24 protein-coding genes are annotated in these 20,539 nt (G+C 73.0%); 12 read left to right on the top strand and 12 right to left on the bottom strand.

Translation table 11 applies throughout. The features are described from left to right. Window position 1: 1 nt before the first annotated feature. The gene (locus tag GH723_RS13630) at window positions 2-469 is read right to left on the bottom strand and encodes a GNAT family N-acetyltransferase (RefSeq protein ID WP_195210305.1); all 468 of its coding nucleotides are present in this window, start codon (window positions 467-469) and stop codon (window positions 2-4) included. 38 nt (window positions 470-507) lie between these two features. Between GH723_RS13630 and GH723_RS13625 the strand changes: the two genes are divergently transcribed. From GH723_RS13625 to GH723_RS13605, 5 genes are all read left to right on the top strand, one after another. Next, complete coding sequence (locus GH723_RS13625) at window positions 508-1,374, top strand: aldehyde dehydrogenase family protein (RefSeq protein WP_153760160.1); 867 nt, start codon at window positions 508-510, stop codon at window positions 1,372-1,374. Window positions 1,375-1,455: 81 nt separating this feature from the next. Continuing rightward, window positions 1,456-2,682 carry a murein hydrolase activator EnvC family protein gene (locus tag GH723_RS13620; protein WP_153760159.1) on the top strand — a complete coding sequence of 409 codons (1,227 nt, stop codon included), beginning with the start codon at window positions 1,456-1,458 and terminating at the stop codon, window positions 2,680-2,682. Continuing rightward, window positions 2,682-4,091, top strand: a complete 1,410-nt coding sequence (locus GH723_RS13615; RefSeq protein WP_153760158.1) for a M20/M25/M40 family metallo-hydrolase — start codon at window positions 2,682-2,684, stop codon at window positions 4,089-4,091. The genes GH723_RS13620 and GH723_RS13615 overlap by 1 nt, the downstream gene beginning before the upstream one ends. Window positions 4,092-4,171: 80 nt before the next feature. Continuing rightward, complete coding sequence (locus GH723_RS13610; RefSeq protein ID WP_153760157.1) at window positions 4,172-4,375, top strand: dodecin family protein; 204 nt, start codon at window positions 4,172-4,174, stop codon at window positions 4,373-4,375. 59 nt (window positions 4,376-4,434) lie between these two features. Continuing rightward, complete coding sequence (locus GH723_RS13605) at window positions 4,435-4,890, top strand: VOC family protein (protein ID WP_153760156.1); 456 nt, start codon at window positions 4,435-4,437, stop codon at window positions 4,888-4,890. On the opposite strand, the gene GH723_RS13600 is transcribed toward GH723_RS13605, so the two are convergent. Both GH723_RS13600 and GH723_RS13595 read right to left on the bottom strand, forming a co-directional pair. Further along, complete coding sequence (locus tag GH723_RS13600) at window positions 4,876-5,328, bottom strand: flavodoxin family protein (protein ID WP_153760155.1); 453 nt, start codon at window positions 5,326-5,328, stop codon at window positions 4,876-4,878. The genes GH723_RS13605 and GH723_RS13600 overlap by 15 nt on opposite strands. A gap of 1 nt (window position 5,329) precedes the next feature. Continuing rightward, entirely contained in the window at window positions 5,330-6,406 is a 1,077-nt protein-coding gene (locus GH723_RS13595) for an adenosine deaminase (RefSeq protein ID WP_153760154.1), read from the bottom strand. A 67-nt stretch (window positions 6,407-6,473) separates the two neighbouring features. On the opposite strand from GH723_RS13595, the gene GH723_RS13590 reads away from it, so the two are divergent. Continuing rightward, window positions 6,474-7,031, top strand: coding sequence for a YqgE/AlgH family protein (locus tag GH723_RS13590; RefSeq protein WP_153760153.1), 558 nt, complete (start codon window positions 6,474-6,476; stop codon window positions 7,029-7,031). Between the two features lie 125 nt (window positions 7,032-7,156). Here the strand turns inward: GH723_RS13590 and GH723_RS13585 are convergent, their stop codons facing one another. After that, window positions 7,157-8,011 carry a phytanoyl-CoA dioxygenase family protein gene (locus GH723_RS13585; protein ID WP_153760152.1) on the bottom strand — a complete coding sequence of 285 codons (855 nt, stop codon included), beginning with the start codon at window positions 8,009-8,011 and terminating at the stop codon, window positions 7,157-7,159. A gap of 51 nt (window positions 8,012-8,062) precedes the next feature. Here GH723_RS13585 and GH723_RS13580 point away from each other — a divergent pair, with 51 nt between their 5' ends. Both GH723_RS13580 and GH723_RS13575 read left to right on the top strand, forming a co-directional pair. Beyond that, the gene (locus GH723_RS13580; protein WP_153760151.1) at window positions 8,063-8,776 is read left to right on the top strand and encodes a maleylpyruvate isomerase family mycothiol-dependent enzyme; all 714 of its coding nucleotides are present in this window, start codon (window positions 8,063-8,065) and stop codon (window positions 8,774-8,776) included. Beyond that, the gene (locus GH723_RS13575) at window positions 8,773-9,312 is read left to right on the top strand and encodes a DinB family protein (RefSeq protein ID WP_153760150.1); all 540 of its coding nucleotides are present in this window, start codon (window positions 8,773-8,775) and stop codon (window positions 9,310-9,312) included. Before GH723_RS13580 ends, GH723_RS13575 begins: the two co-directional genes overlap by 4 nt. Window positions 9,313-9,317: 5 nt before the next feature. Here GH723_RS13575 and GH723_RS13570 read toward each other — a convergent pair whose 3' ends face one another. Beyond that, on the bottom strand, window positions 9,318-9,950 hold the full coding sequence (locus GH723_RS13570; RefSeq protein ID WP_229022833.1) for a MarC family protein: 633 nt from the start codon (window positions 9,948-9,950) through the stop codon (window positions 9,318-9,320). Between the two features lie 27 nt (window positions 9,951-9,977). Here GH723_RS13570 and GH723_RS13565 point away from each other — a divergent pair, with 27 nt between their 5' ends. Beyond that, entirely contained in the window at window positions 9,978-10,616 is a 639-nt protein-coding gene (locus GH723_RS13565) for a DsbA family oxidoreductase (protein ID WP_153760149.1), read from the top strand. Here the strand turns inward: GH723_RS13565 and GH723_RS13560 are convergent. The 7 genes from GH723_RS13560 to GH723_RS13530 all read right to left on the bottom strand — a co-directional run bounded on the left by GH723_RS13560 (window position 10,609) and on the right by GH723_RS13530 (window position 18,022). Beyond that, entirely contained in the window at window positions 10,609-11,019 is a 411-nt protein-coding gene (locus tag GH723_RS13560) for a cytidine deaminase (protein WP_153760148.1), read from the bottom strand. The two genes, GH723_RS13565 and GH723_RS13560, sit on opposite strands and share 8 nt — an antisense overlap. Then, complete coding sequence (locus GH723_RS13555; RefSeq protein ID WP_153760147.1) at window positions 11,016-12,293, bottom strand: thymidine phosphorylase; 1,278 nt, start codon at window positions 12,291-12,293, stop codon at window positions 11,016-11,018. The genes GH723_RS13560 and GH723_RS13555 overlap by 4 nt, the downstream gene beginning before the upstream one ends. 7 nt (window positions 12,294-12,300) lie before the next feature. Beyond that, window positions 12,301-13,629: an ABC transporter permease gene (locus GH723_RS13550; protein ID WP_153760146.1), complete on the bottom strand. Its 1,329-nt coding sequence runs from the start codon at window positions 13,627-13,629 to the stop codon at window positions 12,301-12,303. Beyond that, window positions 13,626-14,753, bottom strand: coding sequence for an ABC transporter permease (locus GH723_RS13545; protein ID WP_153760145.1), 1,128 nt, complete (start codon window positions 14,751-14,753; stop codon window positions 13,626-13,628). The genes GH723_RS13550 and GH723_RS13545 overlap by 4 nt, the downstream gene beginning before the upstream one ends. Continuing rightward, complete coding sequence (locus tag GH723_RS13540; protein ID WP_195210643.1) at window positions 14,750-16,321, bottom strand: ABC transporter ATP-binding protein; 1,572 nt, start codon at window positions 16,319-16,321, stop codon at window positions 14,750-14,752. The genes GH723_RS13545 and GH723_RS13540 overlap by 4 nt, the downstream gene beginning before the upstream one ends. A 90-nt stretch (window positions 16,322-16,411) precedes the next feature. Continuing rightward, window positions 16,412-17,509 carry a BMP family lipoprotein gene (locus GH723_RS13535; protein WP_229022832.1) on the bottom strand — a complete coding sequence of 366 codons (1,098 nt, stop codon included), beginning with the start codon at window positions 17,507-17,509 and terminating at the stop codon, window positions 16,412-16,414. Between the two features lie 147 nt (window positions 17,510-17,656). Next, window positions 17,657-18,022 (bottom strand): thiol-disulfide oxidoreductase DCC family protein, encoded by a 366-nt coding sequence (locus tag GH723_RS13530; protein WP_153760142.1) that lies wholly within the window; start codon window positions 18,020-18,022, stop codon window positions 17,657-17,659. A 197-nt stretch (window positions 18,023-18,219) separates the two neighbouring features. Between GH723_RS13530 and ychF the strand changes: the two genes are divergently transcribed. Genes ychF through rsmI form a run of 3 tightly spaced genes read left to right on the top strand, consistent with a single transcriptional unit; the run spans window position 18,220 to window position 20,484 of the window. Beyond that, on the top strand, window positions 18,220-19,296 hold the full coding sequence (gene ychF / locus GH723_RS13525) for a redox-regulated ATPase YchF (protein WP_153760141.1): 1,077 nt from the start codon (window positions 18,220-18,222) through the stop codon (window positions 19,294-19,296). A 28-nt stretch (window positions 19,297-19,324) separates the two neighbouring features. Further along, window positions 19,325-19,654, top strand: a complete 330-nt coding sequence (locus GH723_RS13520) for a DUF192 domain-containing protein (protein WP_153760140.1) — start codon at window positions 19,325-19,327, stop codon at window positions 19,652-19,654. Beyond that, entirely contained in the window at window positions 19,651-20,484 is an 834-nt protein-coding gene (gene rsmI, locus GH723_RS13515) for a 16S rRNA (cytidine(1402)-2'-O)-methyltransferase (protein WP_229022831.1), read from the top strand. The genes GH723_RS13520 and rsmI overlap by 4 nt, the downstream gene beginning before the upstream one ends. The last annotated feature ends 55 nt before the right edge of the window (window positions 20,485-20,539 follow it).

Here is a 20,539-nt window from a genome sequence, read left to right as displayed (position 1 = left end):
CTCACACGTCCCTCCAGTAGATGACCGCCGGCTCGCCGTCGACGCCGCGGGGGATGCGTCCGATCTCCCGCCAGCCGAGCTCCTCGTAGAGCGATCGGGCCGGGTTCGACTCGAACACCAGGTTGAACATGATGGCGTCGAACCCCGCTCGGGGTGCCCGGGCGATCGAGTCCACGACGAGGGCCCGCCCGATCCCCCGACCCCGGGCCGACGCCGCGACGACGTAGCCGGCGTTGGCGATGTGCGCGGCTCGTCCGGGGAAGTTCGGCTTCAGGTAGTAGGCACCGACCACCGCCCCGTCGAGCGTCGCCACCACGACGACCGGCGGGTCGACCCAGCTGGCCGCGAAGCGCACCTCGTCGAGCGGAGGGGCCTCGGGGTAGCCCTCTCCGGTGGTGACGACGGCGTCGAACACGGCGAAGAGGGCGGCCCGGTCGTCGGGTCGGGCGTCGCGCAGCTCCAAGCTCACCCGCACAGCCTCGCGGACCCGGGGGTAGCCTCGCCGCCGTGACCGACCGCCTGGACGTGCGCAAGACCTACAAGCTCTACGTGGCCGGGGCGTTCCCTCGCTCCGAGTCCGGCCGCACCTACGACGTCACCGGTCCGGACGGCACGGTCCTCGCCCACGCGCCGCTCGCCTCCCGGAAGGACGCCCGCGACGCCGTCGGCGCCGCCCGCGGTGCGCAGGCGAGCTGGGCCGGTCGCACCGCGTACAACCGGGCCCAGATCCTCTACCGCATCGCCGAGATGCTCGAGGGTCGACGCGCCCAGTTCGTCGACGAGCTGGGGGCGGCCGGCGCCGAGGACGCGGCCACCGAGGTGGACGCAGCCGTCGATCGCTGGGTCTGGTACGCCGGGTGGGCCGACAAGATCGCCCAGGTCGCCGGGTCGGCGAACCCCGTCGCGGGGCCGTACTTCAACCTGTCGGTGCCCGAGCCGTCGGGCGTGGTCGTCGTCGTCGCTCCCGACGCCCCGGCCCTGCTCGGCCTCGTCTCTCGGGTCGCTCCGGCCATCCTCGCCGGCAACACCACGGTGGTCGTCGCCTCCGAGACGAGCCCGCTCCCTGCGCTGACCTTCGGCGAGGTCCTGGCCACGAGCGACCTCCCCGACGGGGTGGTGAACGTGCTGAGCGGACGTCGCGCCGAGCTGGTCCCGCCGCTGGCGGGCCACCGCGACGTCGACGTCCTCGACCTGCTCGGGGTCGACGACGACGAGCTGCGCGCCGACGCCCGGCGCGCCGCCGCCGACGCCGTGACCCGCACGGTGCGGGAGCGTCCCGGCGACCGGGACTGGCTCGGTGAGGGCGCCCAGCACCCGGAGCTGATCCTCGCGTCCTGCGAGGTCAAGACGGTCTGGCACCCGAAGGGCCGGTAGCGCGATCACCTCAGGGCGGCTCGCTTCCCGCCGACGAGGGTCCTAGCATCACCTGCGGGCGGAGCCGCCAGGAGGTACGGCGTGACGCCGTTGCACGTGCGACAACCCGCTCCCCGCTCTGCCCGCCGCCGGGTCTCCGGCCGGGCATCCGCTGCGCTCGTCGTCGCCGCGCTCCTCGCCGGCCTCGTGGGTCCGGCCTCCCCGGCCGACGCATCGGTCGCCGACGAGCTCGCCGCGGTGCAGTCAGAGGCCGACCAGCTGGCCCAGGAGCTGTCCGACCTCGAGACCGAGCTCGCGCTCATCGAGCAGGAGATCGCCGCGCTGGAGGAGGAGGCCGAGGAGATCCGCGCCGAGATCGCGGTGCTGCGCGACGAGGTGCGCGAGGTCGCGGTGAACCGCTACGTCAACGGCGGCAACCCGCCCTCGATCTGGACGCCGGACCCCCTCGAGACGGCCCGGCGTGACACGCTGCTCGGCGCCGTGCAGGCCGACTCGAACAAGTCGATCGACGCCTTCCGGGACGCGGGCGAGCGCCTCGCGTCCTCCCAGGAGGAGCTGGCCGACCGCCTCGCCCGCCAGGAGCAGGCCGAGCAGGACCTCGAGACCCGGCTGGCCGAGCTCCAGGAGGAGCTGCAGCGCCTGGCCGAGCTGCAGCGACAGGCCGACCTCGCCGCGGCCCGCCGGGCCGCCGAGGAGCGCGAGCGCGAGCTCGCCGCCGCCCGGCAGGCCACCACCACCACGACGGCCGACGACGACGAGGGCGACGACGACACCGCAGCCGGGCCGACGCGGCCGGATCCGCCGTCGTCGCCGGGCCCCACCGACCCGCCGCCGACGTCGCCGTCGCCCACGAACCCGCCGCCGACGGCCCCGCCGACCACCAGCCCGCCGCCCCCGCCCCCGCCGCCCCCGCCCCCGCCGTCGAGCGGCTTCGTCTGCCCGGTGCGCCCGTCGTCCTTCATCGACTCCTGGGGCGCGCCGCGATCCGGCGGCCGCAGCCACAAGGGCGTCGACATGATGGCCGCGATCGGGACCCCCGCGGTCGCCCCGGTGAGCGGGCGCGTCGAGCACCGGGGCAACTCCCTCGGCGGCCTCTCGTACCACCTGTACGGCGACGACGGGAACTACTACTACGGCACCCACCTGAGCGCCTACGGCCAGAGCGGCCGGGTGAGCGCGGGCACGGTCATCGGCTACGTCGGCGACACGGGCAACGCCGCCGGCATCCCGCAGCTCCACTTCGAGATCCACCGCGGTGGCCCGGGCAACGCCATCAACCCGTACCCGACCGTGCGGGCCGCCTGCTGATGCTCGAGCGGGTCGCGGCGACGTGGGACGACGACGTCCTCCCCGCCCTCGTCGACTACATCCGCATCCCCGCGGTCTCCGTGGCGTTCGATCCCGACTGGGAGCGTCACGGGCACATCGACGCCGCCGTCGAGCACGTGCGCGCCTGGTGCGCCGCCCGTCCGATCGAGGGGATCCAGGTCGAGGTCGTGCGGCTGCCGGGCCGAACCCCGGTGATCGTCGTCGAGGTGCCGGGGACCGACGGCGCCGCCGGGCCGGACCAGGACACGGTGCTCCTCTACGGGCACCTCGACAAGCAGCCCGAGATGACCGGCTGGCGCGAGGGCCTCGGGCCGTGGACCCCCGTCAGGGACGGCGACGCGCTGTACGGCCGGGGCGGCGCCGACGACGGCTACGCCGCGTTCGCAGCGCTCACGGCGCTCGAGGCCGTGCGGGCCGACGGCGGCGCCCACGCCCGCTGCGTCCTGCTCGTCGAGGCGAGCGAGGAGTCGGGAAGCCCCGACCTGCCCGCCTACGTCGAGGCCCTGGCCCCGCGCATCGGCCCCGTGAGCCTGGTGGTGTGCCTCGATTCGGGGTGCGCCACCTACGACCGCCTCTGGGTCACGACGTCGCTGCGAGGCCTGGCCAGCGTCGTCCTCCGCGTCGACGTGCTGACCGAGGGGGTCCACTCGGGGTCGGCGAGCGGCATCGTGCCGTCGAGCTTCCGGGTGCTGCGGCGGCTCCTCGACCGGATCGAGGACCCCGACACGGGCCGCATCCTCGTCCCGGATCTGCTCGGTGACCCGTCGCCGGCCCGCCTGGCCCAGGTGCGGGCGACGGCAGAGGAGCTCGGCGACGGCATCACCGCGTCGTGGCCCTTCGCGGGCGGCACCCAGGCGATGACCACCGACCCGACCGAGGCCCTGCTCAACCGCACCTGGCGGCCGACGCTCTCGGTCGTCGGCATGGACGGCATCCCCTCGATCGTCGACGGCGGCAACGTCCTGCGCCCCACCACGGCGGCGTCCCTGTCGTTCCGGCTCCCGCCCGGCGTCGACGCCCACCGCGCCGGCGACGCGGTCGTCGAGGCGCTGGAGGCCGACCCGCTCCACGGCGCCCAGGTGCGGGCGGAGCTGGTCGAGGCCGCGGACGGGTGGGAAGCCCCCGACCTGCGGCCTTGGCTCGCCGAGGCCCTCGACGCCGCTTCGCAGGAGTCGTTCGGTGCTGACGCCCGCTTCATCGGGGAGGGTGGCTCGATCCCGTTCATGGGCATGCTGGGGGAGCGCTTCCCGGACGCGCAGTTCGTGGTCACCGGGGTCCTCGGCCCGGGCTCGAACGCCCACGGGCCGAACGAGATGCTCCACGTCCCGACCGCCCAGCGGGTCACGGCCTCGGTGGCCCGACTCCTGGCCGCCCACGTCCGCCGCTGATCCGGTCGGGCATCGCCGTCCGGACGATCGGGTACGGACGTCGCGCCCGCCGCCGGGCGGGTGCAGCCGAGGAGGTGCACATGGGATCGGTGGCACGGGTCAGCGAGATCAGCGCGTCGTCGAGCACGAGCTTCGACGACGCCCTCCAGACCGGCATCGCACGGGCGCAGGAGACGCTGCGCAACGTGCGGTCGGCGTGGGTGAAGGAGATGCAGGTCGAGGTGGGCGACAGCGGGATCACCGAGTACCGGGTGAACATGCTCGTCACCTTCGTGCTCGAGTAGCGCCGGGCCGGGACCATCGGCCCTACTCGCCCGACACCCGGGTGGTCGAGGATCGACCCATGGGAGCGATGGAACCGCGCCTGGTGGCGACGATCCTCGAGGTCACCGACCTGGACCGCTCGGCGGCCCTCTACGAGCGGGCCTTCGGCCTGGTCGTCGACCGACGGGACCACGAGGGCGGCGAGCACGCGATCGGCGACCCGTGGAGCAGCGGCGCGCACGTCGTCACGAGCTGGACGAACGGCGCGCCGCTCCACTTCGCGCTCTACCAGTGCCGCCACGCCCCGACCAGGGGCACGCAGGTGGCGTTCATGGTCGACGACCTGGCCGCGGCGCACCGCCGGGCGCTGGCGTCGGGCGCGTGCGTGATCCACGGGCCGCGCACCGAGCCGTGGGGCTGGAGCGCGCGCTACCGCGACCCCGACGGCAACGTCGTCGAGCTCACCCAGCACCACCCGGGCGTCGACGAGGCCGACGTCGCGGCCCGTCGCGCCGCCCGCTCACAGCGTGAGTGACGCCGCGGTCGCGGCTCCGAGCTCCCACGCGGCGTCGAGCGCCTCGCGGTCGGGGGCGCCCACCACCTCGAGCGCCGGACGGGTCCGCACCCAGCCGAGACCGGTGGCGATGGTCTCGACGGATCGCACGGCACCCGCCGTGTCGTCGTTGCCGTGGACCCAGAGGGCGTAGGGACGGCCGCCCGTCGCGTCGAGGCAGGGGTAGTAGATCGTGTCGAAGGCGTGCTTGAGCGCGCCGGACATGTAGCCGAAGTTGGCCGGCGTGCCGAGGAGGTACCCGTCGGCGTCGAGGACGTCGGGCACCGTCAGCGCCAGCGCGGGGCGCAGGACGACCTCGACGCCCTCGATGGCGTCGTCCTCCGCGCCCGAGCGGACCGCCTGGAGCAGCGTGTGCGTCGGCGGGGAGGGCGTGTGGTGCACGACGAGAAGGCGGGGCACGTCAGCCTCCGGCGAGCGCGGCGTACCCCGGCTTGATCACCTCGTTGATGATCCGCAGGCGCTTCTCGAACGGCCAGAACGCCGACTTCATGGCGTTGATCGTCAGCCACTGGAGGTCGTCCCAGCCGTAGCCGAAGGCGTCGACCAGCCGGGCGAGCTCGTCGGTGAGGGTGACGTCGCTCATCAGGCGGTTGTCGGTGTTCACCGTCACCCGGAACTTGAGGTCCTTCAGGAGCCCGATCGGGTGCTCGGCCACGGTGTCGCACACGCCGGTGTGGACGTTCGAGGTCGGGCACATCTCGAGCGGGATCCGCCGGTCGCGAACGAACGCGGCCAGGCGGCCGAGCGTCGCGCCGCCCTCGGGGTCGAGCGTGATGTCGTCGACGATCCGCACGCCGTGGCCGAGCCGCTCGGCGTTGCACCACTGCAGCGCCTCCCAGATCGACGGGAGGCCGAACGCCTCGCCGGCGTGGATCGTGATGTGGAAGTTCTCCCGCTGGACGTACTGGAAGGCGTCGAGGTGGCGAGACGGCGGGTACCCGGCCTCCTTGCCGGCGATGTCGAAGCCGACGACGCCCTGGTCCCGGTGGCGGACGGCGAGCTCGGCGATCTCGCGGGAGTTGGCCGCGGTGCGCATCGCGGTCACCAGCGTGCCGATCGTGATGCCACGGCCCTGGCTCCCGGCCCGGAACCCCTCGAGGACCGCGTCGACCACCTCGTCGAGCGACAGCCCCTGCTCGATGTGCAGCTCGGGCGCGAAGCGGACCTCGGCGTAGACGACGCCGTCGGCGGCCAGGTCCTCGGCGCACTCCCGCGCGACCCGGACGAGGGCGTCCCGGGTCTGCATCACCCCGACCGTGTGCTGGAACGTCTCCAGGTAGAGGACGAGGTCCTTGCGGGCCGCGCCGGCGGTGAACCACGCGGCGAGCTCGTCGACGTCGGTGGTCGGCAGTCCGGGGTACCCGTGCTCCTCGGCCAGCTCGACCACGGTGGCCGGGCGGAGCCCGCCGTCGAGGTGGTCGTGCAGGAGGACCTTCGGGGCTCGGCGGATCTGGTCCGGGCTGGGCAGCTGGGTCAACCGGGTCTCCCGTCGTCGATCTCGGGCCGATGCTACCGATCGGCCCCCGATGGTGGATCATGGAGCGATGGTCAGCGTGTCCCATGCCGGCCGCCTGCTCGTGGCCACGCCGGCGATCGGCGATCCGAACTTCGAGCGCACGGTCATCCTCCTCCTCGACCACGACGACGACGGGGCCCTCGGCCTCGTCCTCAACCGGCCGTCGGACCTGGAGGCCGCCGAGGTGCTCCCGGGTTGGAGCGACCTGACCGCCCGCCCGGGTGTGGTCTTCTCCGGCGGTCCCGTCGAGCGCGAGGGCATCATCGGCCTCGGCCGGCGCACCGCGCCGGACCCGGCTGCGCCGTTCCAGATCACGGTCGGCTCGGTCGGGGTGCTCGACCTCAGCGCGGAGCCGATCGATCTCGTCGGCTCGGTCGAGGGCATCCGCCTCTTCGCCGGCTACGCCGGATGGGGGGCCGGGCAGCTGGAGTCGGAGCTCGTGTCGCAGGGGTGGTGGCTGGCCGACGCCGAGCCGGGCGACATCCTCACCGAGGCGCCCGAGGACCTCTGGGCCGCCGTGCTGCGCCGCCAGCCCGACCCCCTGCGGCGCTGGGCGCTGTACCCCGTCGACCCGTCCATGAACTGATGCTCTCGGGGCTGGTCCCCCTGTGGTTGGGCGCGGGATCGGGCGCATGTGACGTGAACCGCGCCCAACCCCGCAAGGGGCGGCGGGTGGCGCCCCGCCTGGCAGGCAGGGCGCGAGGGCGAAGCTCAGGCGGCGTCGAAGCCGCGGAGGGGGAGGTCCGGGCCGCGGTGGAGCCAGTTGCTCTCCGGGTACGCGGCGGACCGCTCGACCGCGTGGATCGTGTAGGCGTGGCGCGACCGAGGCGACCGGTTCGGGCCGCTCAGGTGCGGGAGCAGCGCGTGCAGCACGACGAGCGTCCCGGCCGGCACCTCGAGCGGGACGATCTCGTCCATCGGGTAGTCGTCGGTGTCGAGCACCTGCATCTCGGTGCCGCCGTCCGACGACCGCACGAAGCGCTTCTTCGCGGGGAGCCGGTGGCCGCCGGGGATGGCGTAGAGGCAGCCGTTCTCGGTGGTGGCGTCCTCCAGCGCGAACCAGAAGCCGGTGACCGTGGCCGGCTCGGTCCAGAGGAAGGTGTGGTCGGTGTGGCAGACCACCTCGCCGCCGATGTTCGGCTGCTTGAAGATGTACATCGACTGGAGCACGAGCGGGTCGACCATGCCGATGCCGCGAGCGACGTCGCCGAGCATCGCCGAGTGGGAGAACTCGGCGAACACCGGGTCGGCGTCGTGGAGCGCGTGTCCGATCTTGTTGATCGACAGCGCCTTCGCCTGCCGGAGCTCGCCCGCGTCGTCGAACGCCTCCTCCTCGAAGAAGAACGAGACCTTGTCGCCGGACTCGAGGAAGTAGTCGTCGGTGGTGCGGGTCTGGTCCTTGGTCGAGAAGATCGACGCACTGCCCGCCGCCACGTGGTCGAACTCCTCGACGAGCTGGTCGGCGCGGTCCATCAGCCGTCGACGGGTGTCCGCATCCACCATGTCCGGGAGGACGAGGAAGCCGTCGCGCTCGTAGTCGGCCCGTTGCTCGGCGGTGAGTTCCATGCCCCGAAGCGTACGTCGTACGGCCCGGAGGCACGAAGTAGCGTCCGCCACATGGGGAACGAGCGGATCGCCGTCGACGTCGCCTACCGGACCACCCGCGAACGGGTCACGTCGTGGGCTCGGGGCCTGACGCCCGAGCAGGCCACCACGCCGGTGCCGGCGCTGCCGGGCTGGACCGTGAAGGACACCTTCGCCCACCTGGCCGGGCTGGCCGCGGACGTCGTGGGCGGCAACGTCCCCGCCGGCGTCCCCGACGACGAGTTCACCGCCCGCGAGGTGGCGGAGCGGGCCGACCGCTCCCTCCCCGACGTGCTCGACGAGTGGGACGCCGCCGGACCGCGCTTCGAGGAGATCCTGGCCGCGCTCGGCGACGCCGCACCGAAGAACGCGGCGGTCGACGTCTGGAGCCACGAGGTCGACGTCCGCTCTGCGCTCGGCGCGCCCCTCCCGGTCGACGGCGGCCCGGCCGAGCGGATCCTCGACGTCATGGTCCGCCACGGGGTGGGCCGGTCGTGGGGCGACCTCGGTGTGCCTGCCCTGCGCATCGTCCTCCCCGACGAGGAGTGGGTCGCGGGCCAGGGCGAGCCCGCCGGCACGCTGCGGACCGACCGCTTCGAGCTCGGTCGGGTGATGCTCGGCCGCCGCAGCCCGCAGCAGATGCGCGCGCTGGGCTGGGACGGCGGCGATCCCGACACGTGGATCCCCCACCTGCACGTCTTCGGCCCGGCGAGCGCCGACGTGGTCGACTCGCCGCGCGCGACGTGAGTCGGGTCGACGAGCAGGGCCGGCCGGAGCCGCCCGTCGCCGGCGACGAGGTGTCGACGCTGCTCGGGTTCCTCGACTTCCACCGGGCGACGCTCGAGTGGAAGTGCGACGGGCTCGGTGCCGACGACCTCGCCATCACGATCGGCCCGTCGACGATGACGCTCGGGGGTCTCCTCACCCACCTGGCCTTCGTCGAGGACCACTGGTTCTCGTTCCACCTCCTCGGCCAGCCGCGGTGTGCGCCGTGGGACGCCGTCGACTGGCGGTCGAACCGCGACGGGGATTGGACCCGGGCCGCCGAGCACGACCCCGACGAGGTGCGCGCGATGTGGCGCGACGCCGTCGCTCGGTCCCGTCGCATCGTCGATCAGGCGCTCGCCGCGGGCGGTCTCGACACCCCGTGCGCCCGACCGTGGTCCGACGGCACGACGCCCACGCTGCGGTGGGTGCTCGTGCACATGGTGGAGGAGTACAGCCGACACAACGGGCACGCCGACCTCCTCCGCGAGGCGATCGACGGGTCGGTCGGCGAGTAGCCGACCTAGCCGGCCACCCCGTCGCGCACCCAGATCTCGATCGCCTCGGCGAGGAGCTGCACGCCGATGGCGGCGACGAGCAGCCCGAGGACGCGGGAGACGAGGTCGATGGCGCTCGGGCGGAGCAGGTGCGACACCACCGTCGCGAACCGCATGCCGAGGTAGACGACCGCCAACGCGACGACGAGGGCGCCGAGCACCGACAGGGTGGCGCCCACGTCGTCGGCGTCGGCGATGGCCAACATGGTGGCGGCGATCGCGCCCGGTCCGGCGAGCAGGGGGGTGCCGAGCGGGACGAGGGCGACGTTGCCGGCCTCTGTGGCGGTCGTGAGCGACGACGAGCCGGTGGGGTTGAGCAGCTCGTAGCCGATGAGCAGGAGGAGGAGCCCACCCGCCACCTGGAGGGACTCGAGCGAGATCCCCACCAGGTTGAGGATCTGCTGGCCGCCGAGGGCGAAGAGGAAGATCACGACGCCGGCCACGACGGTGGCGAGCCGCGCCGATCGCCGTCGCGAGCGGTCGTCCTGGAAGCGGGTCAGCGCGAGGAAGATCGGCACGTTGCCGATCGGGTCCATGATGACCAGCACCGTGACCAGCGTGGTGAGGAAGGCGGTTCCGTCGAGCGTGATGTCGGGCAAGGCCCCCACGGTACGTTGGGAGCCACCATGCACATCGACATCTGGTCCGACGTCATCTGCCCGTGGTGCTTCCTCGGCAAGCGCAGGTTCGAGGCGGCGGTGGCGGAGCTGCCCGACCACGTCACGGTCGACGTGCGGTGGCGGGCGTTCCAGCTCGACCCGACGGCGGGCACCGAGCCGTCGGACCTGCGCCGGTCGATCGAGAAGAAGTACGGGCCGGGGGCCTTCGACGGCATGGTCGCCCGGCTCACGGCCCTCGGCCGCGACGTGGGCATCGACTACCGGTTCGACCTCGCCCAGCGGGTCTCCACCGTCGACGCCCACCGGTTGATCGCCTGGGCGGGCGCCACCGCCGGCGAGGTGCCCCAGGGCCACCTGGTCGAGCGCTTGTTCGTCGCCTACTTCCAGGAGGGCGTCAACGTCGCCGACCGCGCCGAGCTGGCCCGGCTGGCCGACGAGGTGGGGCTCGACGGCGACGCGGCCGCCGGTGTGCTCGACGGGACGGATCACGCCGACGACGTCGAGGCCGACCTCCTCGCGGCCCGGGAGCGGGAGCTCACCGGGGTGCCGGCCTTCGTGATCGCCGACCGCCTGCTCATCCCGGGTGCCCAGGAGGTCGACACGTTCCGCCAGGTGCTCACCCGGGCGGCCGAGCGGTTCAGCTGAGCCGGAACGCCTCGGGCAGGAGGGCGTCCACCGTGGTGGCGCCCACGCCGTCGATCACGACGGGGGCGTGTGCCGGGAGCAGCTCGACCATCACCTGCCGGCACGCGCCGCACGGCATCAGCGTGGCCGGTTGCGAGGCGTCGCCGTCGAGGCAGGTCACGGCCAGGGCGACGAGGTCGCGATGTCCGCCGGCGACCGCGGCGAAGAGCGCGGTGCGCTCGGCGCAGTTGGCGAGCCCGTAGCTGGCGTTCTCCACGTTGCAGCCGGGGACGACCGTGCCGTCGGCGGTGAGCACGGCGGCACCGACGCGGAACGACGAGTACGGGACGTAGGCCCGCTGGGCCGCGTCGCGCGCGGCGGCGAGCAGGTCGCGGAGGTCGGCGTCGTCGGGCGTGACGGTCATGCGCGGATCCTGTCGAGGACGAGGGTGCGGTCGGCGGTGGCGTCGGGGCCGATGTCCCAGGCCCCGTCGAGGGCTGCCTGGGCAGCCGCGATGCGTGCCGGGTCGTCGGTGTGCAGCTCGAGCAGCGGTGCGCCGGCGGTGACGACGTCGCCCGGCTTGGCCCGCAGCACCACGCCGGCGCCGGCGCTGACCGGGTCCTCCTTGCGGGCTCGGCCGGCCCCCAGGCGCCAGGCGGCGATGCCGACCGCCCGGGCGTCGAGGCGCTGCAGGCGTCCGTCGGCCGGCGCGGTCACGGTCTCGACGTGGCGTGCGACGGGCAGCTCGGCGTCGGGGTCGCCGCCCTGGGCCGTGATCATGCGCCGCCACACGTCCATGGCCCGGCCGTCGGCGAGCGCGGCGGCGGGGTCGGCGTCGATCCCGGCGAGGTCGAGCATCTCGCGGGCCAGCGCCAGGGTGATCTCGACGACGTCGCTCGGGCCCCCGCCGGCGAGCACGTCGACGGACTCGCGGACCTCGAGGGCGTTGCCGGCGGTGAGGCCGAGCGGGGTGTCCATGTCGGTGAGCAGGGCGGAGGTGCGCACGTCGTGGGCCGCGCCGAGCTCGACCATCGTGCGGGCGAGCTCGCGCGCCATGGCGATGTCGGGGAGGAAGGCCCCCGAACCGACCTTCACGTCGAGGACGAGGGCGTCGGTGCCCTCGGCGATCTTCTTGCTCATGATCGACGAGGCGATGAGCGGGATGGCCTCGACGGTGCCGGTGACGTCCCGCAAGGCGTAGAGCTTGCGGTCGGCGGGGGCGAGGTCGGCGCTCGCGCCGCAGATCACCGCGCCGATGTCGCGCATCTGGTCGATCATCGCCTGGGTGGGGAGCAGGGCCTGCCACCCGGGGATCGATTCGAGCTTGTCGAGCGTGCCACCCGTGTGGCCGAGGCCGCGACCGGAGAGCTGCGGCACCGCTGCGCCGCAGGCCGCGACGAGCGGGCACAGGATGAGGGAGATCTTGTCGCCCACGCCGCCCGTGGAGTGCTTGTCGACCGTGGGCCGACCGACGGGGGAGAGGTCGAGCCGGACGCCCGACGTGATCATCGCGGCGGTCCAGCGGGCCAGCTCGTCGGGCTCCATGCCCCGCCAGACGATCGCCATGAGCAGGGCCGACGCCTGTTCGTCGGCGACCTCGCCGTCGGTGTAGGCCCGGATGAACCAGTCGATCTGGTCGTCGGTGAGGCGGTGGCCGTCGCGCTTGGTGCGGATGACGTCGACGACGTCGAAGGTCATGGGTCTCCTAGTGCGCTTCGCCCTTGCGGTACACCCGGCCGTTCCACGCCGGCGGGCGCAGGCGCTGGGTGGCGAACCCGAGGACGAGCAGGGTCACGACGTGGGGCGTGAAGGTGACGAACTGGCGGGGCACCTCCTCGGCGAAGGTGTACCAGGCGAGGAACGCCACCGAGGTGAGCGCGAGCAGGACGGCGGGGATGGCCCGGCGCTGGACGAACCCGGCGCGCAGGGCGAACACGGCTGCGAGCAGGGCGACGAACAGCAGCAGGGCGTGGATGGCCTCGTTGCTCCGGATCTGGAGGGCGTCGGTGAAGCCGAACAGGCTGGCCCCGGCGAACGCGCCGAACGGGTTCCAGTTGCCGAAGATCATGGCGGCGAGGCCGATGAAGCCGCGTCCGCCCGTCTGGCCCTCGCGGTAGAGGTTGGAGGCGACGAGGGCGAGGAAGGCACCGCCCATGCCGGCCAGCGCGCCGCTGATCGTCACCGCGGCGTACTTCATCCGGTACACCGGCACGCCGAGCGACTCGGCGGCCTCGGGGTTCTCGCCGCAGCTGCGGATCCGCAGGCCGAACGCTGTGCGCCACAGCAGCCAGTAGGCGAGCGGGACGAGGGCGAGGGCGATGATCGTGAACACCGACAGGTTCGAGGTGAGGCCCTTCAGGATGCCGCCGAGGTCCCCGATGAAGAACCAGTTGCGCTCCTCGAGCCAGCCGAACAGGTCCGGTGAGGTCCAGCCGAACACGTCGCCGCCGGCGAGCACGGGCACGTCGACCCGGCCGAAGTCCTGGTCGGTGATCGCCGGCGACTGGGTGGCGCCGCCGCCCGTGCCGGTGGTGTAGGTGACGACCGAGAGGTAGCGGGCGATGCCGCCGCCGAGGATGTTGATGGCCACGCCGGAGATGATGTGGTCGACGCCGAAGGTGACGGTGGCGACGGCGTGGAGCAGCCCGCCGGCGGCGCCGCCGAGCATGCCGAGGACGAGCCCCCACCAGATGCCGTACTGCCAGGCGCCGTAGGCGCCGAACCAGGTCCCGAGGATCATCATCCCCTCGAGGCCGATGTTGATGATGCCGGACCGCTCGGAGAAGACGCCGCCGAGAGCGGCGAGCGCGATGGGGACCGTGAAGCGCAGGGCGGCGCCGGACGTGCCCGACGAGGTGAGCTGCCCGGTGTCGGCGACGATGCGGGTGACCGACAGGAGGAAGACGCCGAACAGCGCGAGCACCACGATGCGCTGCCAGGAGGCGATCGCACCCCAGCGCTCGAGCAGCCCGGGACCGGGAGTGGGGCCGCCCAGGGGGCCGTCGCCGCTGCGGAGCTCGGTGGAGACGCTCATGCCGGCACCCCCTCGGCGCTCGCGCCCGCCGCCGCGGGCTCCTGGCGGGCCACCGCCTTCTGGTCCTGGACGACCTTGATGCGTCGGACCAGCTCGTAGGCGACGACGACCGAGATCACGATGATCCCCTGCATGATCACGACGATCTCCTTCGGGATGCCCTCGAGGTCGAGGATCTGCGCCGACCGCTCCATGAAGCCGAAGAGGAGCGCACCGATGGCGATGCCGGCCGGGTGGTTCCGGCCGAGGAGGGCCACGGCGATGCCCGTGAAGCCGAGCTGCTGGGGGAAGTCGACGGTGAAGCGGTAGAAGAAGCCGAGCATCTGCGACATGCCGACCAGGCCGGCGAGGCCGCCGGAGATGAGCAGCGTCTTCGCGACCATCGCCTTCGGCTGCACGCCGCTGACGAGCGCCGCCGACGAGTTGGCGCCCGAGGCGCGGAGGTCGAAGCCGAAGCGGGTGCGCCAGATGACGATGTAGTAGGCGATGCCGAGGAGGGCGGCGATCACCACGAAGCCGTGGAGGTCGCTGCCGGTGCGCAGCTCGAGGCCGAGCCACTCGAGCACCGGGTTGAGGGACGGGAACCGACCCGACGCCGGGATGTCCTTGGTGGCCAGCTCGAGGTCGTTGGCCGAGGTCTTCTCGTCGAGGAAGTTCTGCAGCAGCCACGCCGTGAGCCCGATCGAGATGGCGTTCATCATGATCGTGGAGATCACCTCGTGGACGCCGCGGGTGACCTTCAGGACGGTCGGGACCGTGATCCAGGCCATGCCGGCGAGCACGGCGACGACGAGGATGAGCGCCACGTGGAGCGGCGCCGGGAGGACGACGGCCGAGCCGACGGCTGCGGCGGCCACCGCGGCGATGCGGTACTGCCCCTCGACGCCGATGTTGAGCAGCCCCATCTTCATGCCGAAGGCGACGGCCAAGCCGGAGATGTAGAGCGGGACGGCCCGGTTGATCATCGAGATGACCGAGTCGCTGCGGGTGCCGTAGTCCCACATCTGCCGGTAGGCCTCGATGGGCGAGGCGTCGGCGAGGACGAGGAACAGCGACGAGAGCAGCAGCGAGAAGAGGACGGCGACGACGGGGGCGGCGATGCCGAGCCCGATGCGGCGGATCACGGACGGGCCTCCTCGGCACGGGCGCCGGTCATGTAGGAGCCGAGCTCCTCGGCGGTGACGGTGGCGGGGTCGAGCTCGGCGACGAGGCGACCCCGGTAGATCACGTGGAGCGTGTCGGACAGGCCGATGAGCTCCTCGAGGTCGGCGGAGATCAGCAGCACGGCGAGTCCGTCGGCCCGGGCCTGTCGCAGCCGCTCCCACACGGACGCCTGGGCGCCGACGTCGATGCCACGCGTGGGGTGCGCGGCGATGAGGAGGGTCGGCGACGCCTCCATCTCCCGCCCGACGATGAGCTTCTGCTGGTTGCCGCCGGAGAGGGCGTAGGCCGGGACGTCGGGTCCGGGCGTGCGGACGTCGTAGTCGGCGATGGTGCGGATCGTGCGCTGCCGTGCGCCCTTGCGGTCGATCCACGGGCCCTTGCTGTACGGCGCTCGGGCCTGGTGGCCGAGCATGACGTTCTCCCAGAGCGGCGACGCGAGCAGGAGGCCCTCGCGGTGGCGGTCCTGGGGGATGTAGCCGATGCCGGCGTCGCGCCGGTCGCGCGTCGACCAGTGCGTGATGTCCTGGTCGCCGAGGCGGATCGTGCCCGCGGCCGGGTCGTCGATGCCGAGGATGGCGTTGATGAGCTCGTGCTGGCCGTTGCCCTCGACGCCGGCGATGCCGAGGACCTCGCCGCGACGGATCCGGAACCCGACGTCGTCGATGAGCGTCCGGCCGTCGTCGGCCCGCACCGTGAGCTCGCGGACCTCGAGCTCGACCTGGTCGGTGACCGTGCTGTCCCTGGTCTCGGGGGTGGGGAGCTCGCTGCCGACCATCAGCTCGGCGAGCTGGCGTGCGGTGACCGAGCTGGGCTCGACGGTGCGCACGGTGGTGCCGGCCCGGATGACGGTGATCGTGTCGGCGACCGACAGCACCTCGTCGAGCTTGTGGCTGATGAAGATGATCGTGACGCCCTCGCGCTTGAGCTCGGCGAGGTTGCGGAAGAGCTCGTCGACCTCCTGGGGGACGAGCACCGCCGTCGGCTCGTCCAGGATGAGGATGCGGGCGCCGCGGTAGAGGACCTTCAGGATCTCGACGCGCTGGCGCTCACCGACGCCGAGCTGCTCGACGAGCACGTCGGGATCGATCGGGAACCCGTAGGTGTCGGCCAGCTCGTTGATCCTGCTCCGGGCCCCGGCGATGTCGAGGCGGGGGCCCCGGCGAGGCTCGTCGCCGAGGACCACGTTCTCGAGGACGGTGAGGTTGTCGGCGAGCATGAAGTGCTGGTGCACCATGCCGATGCCGGCACCGATGGCGTCGGTGGGCGACCGCAGGTCGATGTGCTGGCCGTCGATGGCGATCGTGCCCTCGTCGGGACGCTGCATCCCGTAGAGGATCTTCATCAGCGTCGACTTGCCGGCGCCGTTCTCGCCGACGATGGCGTGGATCTCCCCCCGGGCCACGGTGAGGTTGATGTCGCGGTTGGCGACGACGCCCGGGAACCGCTTGGTGATGCCGCGCAGCTCGACGGCGGGGGGTTGGGTCACTCGCTTGCCTCGCTCCCTGGGTCGGCGCCCTCCGGCGCACAGGGGGTGAACCGGAACGGGCTCGGGGCCGCTCGGGTCCCGAGCCCGTTCCTGCTCGTGTGTTCGGAGCCGGAGCTCCTGGGTGCGGGACCGCTACGGAGCGGTCGGGACCTCGATGTCGCCGGCGGTGATCTGCTCGGCGAAGGCGTCGAGATCGCCGGTGATGTCGCCGAGGAAGTCCCCGGAGGTGGAGTAGCCCACGCCCTCGGACTCGAGGTCGAACTCCTGGACGCCGCTGATGTCCTCGCCGCCGACGTAGCGCTCGATGATCTGGTACACGGCGTTGTCGACCCGCTTCAGCATCGAGGTGAGGATGTACTGGTTGAGCGGCTCGCCCACGATCTCGTACTGGTCGGAGTCGACGCCGATCGCCCACACCTCGCCGGGCTCGCCGGCGTCGGCCGCAGCCTCGAACAGGCCGTTCCCGGAGCCGCCGGCGGCGTGGTAGATCACGTCGGCGCCGCCCTGGTACATCGACGCCGCGATCTCACGGGCACGGGCCGGATCGTTGAAGCCCGAGAAGTCCGGGGGCTGGGAGATGTAGGACACCTCGACCTGGATGTCGGGGTTCACGGCCTGGGCGCCGGCGACGTAGCCGGCCTCGAACTTGGCGATGAGGTCGTTCTCGACGCCGCCGATGAAGCCGATCTGGCCGGACTCGCTCTGGAGCGCCGCCGCGGCGCCGACGAGGAAGGAGCCCTGCTCCTCGGCGAAGACCATCGAGGCCACGTTGTCGGCCTCGACGACCGAGTCGATGATGGCGAACTCGGTGTCGGGGAACTCCTCGGACACGGCGGTGACCGCGTCGGCGAAGGCGAAGCCCACGCCGATGACGAGGTCGTAGCCCTGCTCGGCGAGCAGCCGGAGGAGCTCCTCGCGGTTCTCGCCGCCGGCCGACGGCTCGAGGTCGTCGACCTCGATGCCGAACTCGTCGGCGGCCTGGGTCAGGCCCCGGTAGGCCGCGTCGTTGAAGGACTGATCGCCGCGGCCGCCGATGTCGTAGACCATGCCGACGCTGATGTCGCTGGCCTCGCCATCGCCGTCGCCGCCGTCGCCACCGTCGGTCTGCTCGGTGCCGTCGTCGCCCGATCCGGTGTCGTCGCCGTCGTCATCGCCGCAGGCGGCGGCGATGAGTCCGAAGACGGCCAGAAGGGCGAAGAGCAGGCGAAGGCTCTTCAGGTTCTTGCGCACGCAGTTCCTCCTCATCGGGGGCATCGCCCGGTCTTGGGCGAGCCGTCGGCCCACGCGGTCTGTGTCGATCGCGTCGCGCTGCCGTACAACGTACTCTCCGCCTCCCGGCCGGTGAGACGACAGTGCCGTTGGTCCCGACCGCGACACTCAGCGTGGCGGCTCGATCCGGCAGGCGTCGCTGGCGCCGGGCATCCGGTAGCGGTGGCGGGCGACCCAGCGGTAGACGGGTCCGGCGAGCCACCGCAACGGCGGCGCGAGGAGCAGCCGTCCGAGGAGCGACCACGGCGGGCGCGCGGCGCGCAGGGCGCCGCCGATCGCGAGGTGGCCGCCGAGCGGGGCCTCGCCGTCGTCCAGCCACCAGGCGGCGCTGGTGACGTCGTCGACCGTCAGGCCGCGGGCCGAGAGGTCGCCGAGCGACTGCCACGGGACGACGGGGACCGTGGCAGGGAGGCGGCGCGCGATCCAGCGCGCCGAGGAGGTGCAGAACCCGCAGTCGCCGTCGTAGACGAGCACGTGGTCAGCGCCGTCCGTGGAGCGGCCGCGTGGTGGGGCCGGTGGCTCAGCCGCGGCCGGCGTTCGGCTTGCGGCCGTGGTTGGCCTTCTTGCGCCGGGCGTTGGTCTTGCGCTTCGAGGTCTTCTTCGACATAGGGGCGGGATCCTACCGGGGCGGGCCGCCGGGGCACCACCCGGGCACCGGTAGCCTGCGCCCGATGGAACGCTTCGGCTTCGTCGGCCTCCCGAACGCGGGCAAGTCCTCGCTCTACAACGCGCTGGCGGGTGGTGGCGCGCTCGCCGCCCCCTACGCCTTCGCCACCACCGACCCGAACGTCGGCGTGGCCAAGGTCTTCGACGGGCGCCTCGACGCCCTGGCCGCGATGAGTGCCTCGAAGAACGTGGTGCCGGCGAGCGTCCAGTTCACCGACATCGGCGGCCTCGTCGAGGGAGCGAGCAAGGGGGAGGGGCTCGGCAACCGCTTCCTCGCCGGCATCCGCGAGGTCGACGCCGTCGTCTACGTCCTGCGGGCGTTCGCCGACGCCGACGTCCCGGGCCCGACCGATCCGCTCGAGCACCTGCGGGTCCTCGAGATCGAGCTGACCCTGGCCGACCTCGAGACGGTCGAGAACCAGGTCGACAAGCGCCGCAAGGCCGCCAAGGGCGACAAGAGCCTGCTCGACGAGGTGGCGGCGCTGGAGGCGGCCCAGGTCGCGCTGGCCGAGGGCACGCCGATCTACCGCTCCGACCTGGCGCCGAAGGTCCGCGAGCTGCTCGGCCCCTACTTCCTCCTCACCAACAAGCCCGTCCTCGCCATCGTCAACGTCGACGAGGACTCGATCGAGAGGGTGGACGAGGTCGTCGCCCCGGTGCAGGCCGAGCTCGGCGACCGGGCCGAGGTCATCGGCGCCTGCATCCAGCTCGAGGCCGAGGCCGCCCAGCTCGACCCCGACGAGCGCCGCGAGATGCTCGACGGGCTCGGGCTCGGCGAGGGGGCGCTGCCGCGCTTCGTCCGCGCCGCCTACCACCAGCTCGGGCTCCGCACCTTCTTCACCACCGGCGAGAAGGAGACCCGTGCCTGGACGTTCCGTGCCGGGTCGAAGGCGCCCCAGGCGGCCGGTCGCATCCACACCGACTTCGAGCGGGGCTTCATCCGGGCCGAGGTCATCCACTGGGACGAGCTGCTGGAGCTGGGCTCCTGGGCGAAGGCCCGCGAGGTGGGGAAGCTGCGGGTCGAGGGCAAGGACTACGAGGTCCAGGACGGCGACGTGCTCGAGATCCGCTTCAACGTCTGAGACCCGACGACCCACGACAGGAGGCGACGTGGCCTGGCTGGTGCGCGACGACGAGGTGCTGGCGTCCCTCGAGGTCGCCGAGGGCCGAGCGGCGCGCGTGCGTGGCCTGCTCGGGCGCGACGGCATCGACGGGGCGATCCTCCTGCGCCCGTGCCGCTCGGTGCACACGTTCCGCATGCGCTTCGCCATCGACGTCGCACTGCTCGACGCCGACCTCGTGGTCCTGCGCACGCAGCGCCTCGCGCCCAACCGGATGACCGCACCCTGCCGGGGGGCGCGGGCCGTCGTGGAGGCCGAGGCCGGAGCGTTCGGCTCGTGGGGCCTGCGGCCGGGCGACCAGCTGGAGGTGCGGGAGTGAGCGGCGGGCGCCTCGTCCTCGTCGGCACGCCCATCGGCAACATGGGCGACATGGCGCCGCGCGCCGTCGAGGCGTTGGCCGGCGCCGACGTCGTCGCCTGCGAGGACACCCGTCGCACCGGTCGCCTGCTGCAGCACGCCGGCATCCGGGCCCGCGAGCTGCTGACCGTCAACGACCACACGGAGGCCGCCCGCACCGCGCAGCTGCTCGAGCGGCTCGGGCGCGGCGAGGTGGTGGCGGTCGTCTCCGACGCCGGGATGCCGGGCATCTCCGACCCCGGCGAGCGGCTCGTGCGCGCCGCGGCCGCAGCCGGTCACGTCGTCGAGGTGGTCCCCGGCCCGTCCGCGGCCGTCGCCGGGCTCGTGGCGTCGGGGTTGGCCACCGGCCGCTTCTGCTTCGAGGGGTTCCTGCCCCGCAAGGGGTCGGGCCGGACCGAGCGGTTGGAGGCGCTCGCCGAGGAGCGGCGCACGGTCGTCCTGTACGAGGCGCCGCACCGCCTGGAGCGGACGCTGCGCGACCTCGCCGCCGCGCTCGGGGGCACCCGTCGCTGCGCGCTCGCCCGGGAGCTCACGAAGCTGCACGAGGAGGTGTGGCGGGGCACCCTGGACGCCGCGGTGGCCCGGTGCGAGGCGGTCGAGCCGCGGGGGGAGTACGTCGTCGTCGTCGACGGGGCGCCGGCACCGGGCCCGCCCACCGACGCGCAGCTCGTCGCGGCGCTCCGGCGCGAGATGGCGGGCGGTGCCACGGCGCGCGATGCCTCCATCGAGGTCGCGCGCCGCCACGGGGTGCCGAAGCGCCGGGTCTACGACCTGGCCACCACGTTGCGCTGAGCCCGAGCACCGGCCCGGGGCGCACCGGCGCCGGAGCGGTTCGTGCTTGACTGCC

The sequence above is a fragment of the Actinomarinicola tropica genome (assembly GCF_009650215.1).
Lineage (GTDB): Bacteria > Actinomycetota > Acidimicrobiia > Acidimicrobiales > SKKL01 > Actinomarinicola > Actinomarinicola tropica.
This window is presented reverse-complemented; position numbering and strand designations above follow the sequence as displayed.

What these genes read in the sequence shown, in the direction of transcription:
- GH723_RS13555 (WP_153760147.1), bottom strand. Translation starts at nt 12,293, where the DNA reads ATGACCTTCGACGTCGTCGACGTCATCCGCACCAAGCGCGACGGCCAC.
- GH723_RS13550 (WP_153760146.1), bottom strand. Translation starts at nt 13,629, where the DNA reads ATGAGCGTCTCCACCGAGCTCCGCAGCGGCGACGGCCCCCTGGGCGGC.
- GH723_RS13585 (WP_153760152.1), bottom strand. Translation starts at nt 8,011, where the DNA reads ATGGAACTCACCGCCGAGCAACGGGCCGACTACGAGCGCGACGGCTTC.
- GH723_RS13565 (WP_153760149.1), top strand. Translation starts at nt 9,978, where the DNA reads ATGCACATCGACATCTGGTCCGACGTCATCTGCCCGTGGTGCTTCCTC.
- GH723_RS13580 (WP_153760151.1), top strand. Translation starts at nt 8,063, where the DNA reads ATGGGGAACGAGCGGATCGCCGTCGACGTCGCCTACCGGACCACCCGC.
- ychF (WP_153760141.1), top strand. Translation starts at nt 18,220, where the DNA reads ATGGAACGCTTCGGCTTCGTCGGCCTCCCGAACGCGGGCAAGTCCTCG.
- GH723_RS13605 (WP_153760156.1), top strand. Translation starts at nt 4,435, where the DNA reads ATGGGAGCGATGGAACCGCGCCTGGTGGCGACGATCCTCGAGGTCACC.
- GH723_RS13610 (WP_153760157.1), top strand. Translation starts at nt 4,172, where the DNA reads ATGGGATCGGTGGCACGGGTCAGCGAGATCAGCGCGTCGTCGAGCACG.
- GH723_RS13560 (WP_153760148.1), bottom strand. Translation starts at nt 11,019, where the DNA reads ATGACCGTCACGCCCGACGACGCCGACCTCCGCGACCTGCTCGCCGCC.
- GH723_RS13590 (WP_153760153.1), top strand. Translation starts at nt 6,474, where the DNA reads ATGGTCAGCGTGTCCCATGCCGGCCGCCTGCTCGTGGCCACGCCGGCG.
- GH723_RS13615 (WP_153760158.1), top strand. Translation starts at nt 2,682, where the DNA reads ATGCTCGAGCGGGTCGCGGCGACGTGGGACGACGACGTCCTCCCCGCC.